Source organism: Candidatus Megaera venefica, from assembly GCF_034554655.1.
GTDB lineage: Bacteria > Pseudomonadota > Alphaproteobacteria > Rickettsiales > Rickettsiaceae > Megaera_A > Megaera_A venefica.
Map to the genome: position 1 here is coordinate 1 of NZ_JARJFB010000257.1, position 1237 is coordinate 1237.

At 32.7% G+C, this 1237-nt stretch carries 3 protein-coding genes; all 3 read right to left on the bottom strand.

Annotated elements, in window-relative coordinates; genetic code table 11:
* The coding region (locus Megvenef_RS09555; RefSeq protein WP_322777680.1) for a recombinase family protein at positions 1–405 on the bottom strand (405 nt) is incomplete at its 3' end.
* Positions 405–794, bottom strand: a complete 390-nt coding sequence (locus Megvenef_RS09560) for a type II toxin-antitoxin system VapC family toxin (protein WP_322777681.1) — start codon at positions 792–794, stop codon at positions 405–407. The genes Megvenef_RS09555 and Megvenef_RS09560, both read right to left, overlap by 1 nt.
* The gene (locus Megvenef_RS09565; RefSeq protein WP_322777682.1) at positions 784–1062 is read right to left on the bottom strand and encodes an AbrB/MazE/SpoVT family DNA-binding domain-containing protein; all 279 of its coding nucleotides are present in this window, start codon (positions 1060–1062) and stop codon (positions 784–786) included. The genes Megvenef_RS09560 and Megvenef_RS09565 overlap by 11 nt, the downstream gene beginning before the upstream one ends.
* Positions 1063–1237 lie beyond the last annotated feature (175 nt).

Consider the following 1237-nt stretch of genomic DNA (forward strand, 5'->3'; position numbering starts at 1 on the left):
CTTTAGTCGAGCAGCGTTTATACCTTCCTTAGTACGTTCTGAAATTAATCTTCTTTCAAAATGCGCAATAGCACCAAATACATGGAATACCAACTCTCCTGCAGCAGAAGATGTATCTATCTTTTCTTCAAGAGACATTAAACCAATCTTACATTCTTTGAGATATTCTACAGTTTCAAGCAATTCCTTTAAGCTACGACCTAAACGATCAAGCCTTACTACACAAAGTAAATCATTTGGTCTGGCATAAGCAATCAACGCTTCTAGTCCAGGTCTGTCAAAAATCTTGCCACTTATCACATCTTCAAAAATCCGAATAGCACCGGCTTTAGTAAGACGGTGCCTCTGAGAATCTAAGTCTTGTTGTTGTGTCGACACACGCGCATATCCCAAAATATTAGTCATTACCTTCCCATTATGAATTCAACATTAAGGTCAACTTTTTGCCAGATCTTATCACAAGTAAGTATAGGGTAATTTTTGAACATTGCTAAAGCAATACACCCTCTATCTCCTAGGGATAGACCATACTGTTTTGTTTGTTTTATTATTTTTGCTGTTATTAATGCCTGTTCTTCACAAAAATCTATAATTTTGATACCGGAAAGTTTTATCAGGTTTCTACAGTCGTCTTCTGTTAAATTTTGCACTTCAATACAGTATTTGTATACTTCCGCAATATTTACACTTGAGATTATTGCATATTTCATATGATGCCTTATGGATTCATATCCGAGTTCTTTTGCAAATAACATTATAAGGGCAGAGGAATCAAAAACTATTTTATTTGCCATTTTTTATACTTCTCTCTTCTTCTATTTGGTATTCTTCATGCTTTCTGTTTATAAAATCATCTACCACTGAATCTTTTCTACTATTTTGGTTTTTTGTAAAGATTGCATGCATCTCATCTATTATTTGATTAGCACTAATTATTTTTAGCTCATTTTCATAAACTTCTAGATTAACTTTATCACCAGGTTGTATATTAAGCCTTTCTCTTATTTCCGATGGAATCAATACCCTGCCATGTTGATCCATATTTGTTACTAATTTTTTCATAATCTATACCAAATACTTGTTTAAGTTATCTATCATTTATTATAATATGTCATTTAGATAAATTACGCAATAAATTTATAGATTTACTCAGTCTAAAAAACGGCCGTTTCTTGGACTTGCACTATTCATTTCAAATCCATGCCTCAAACCAGTCCACAAAATACGTCCATAAAAT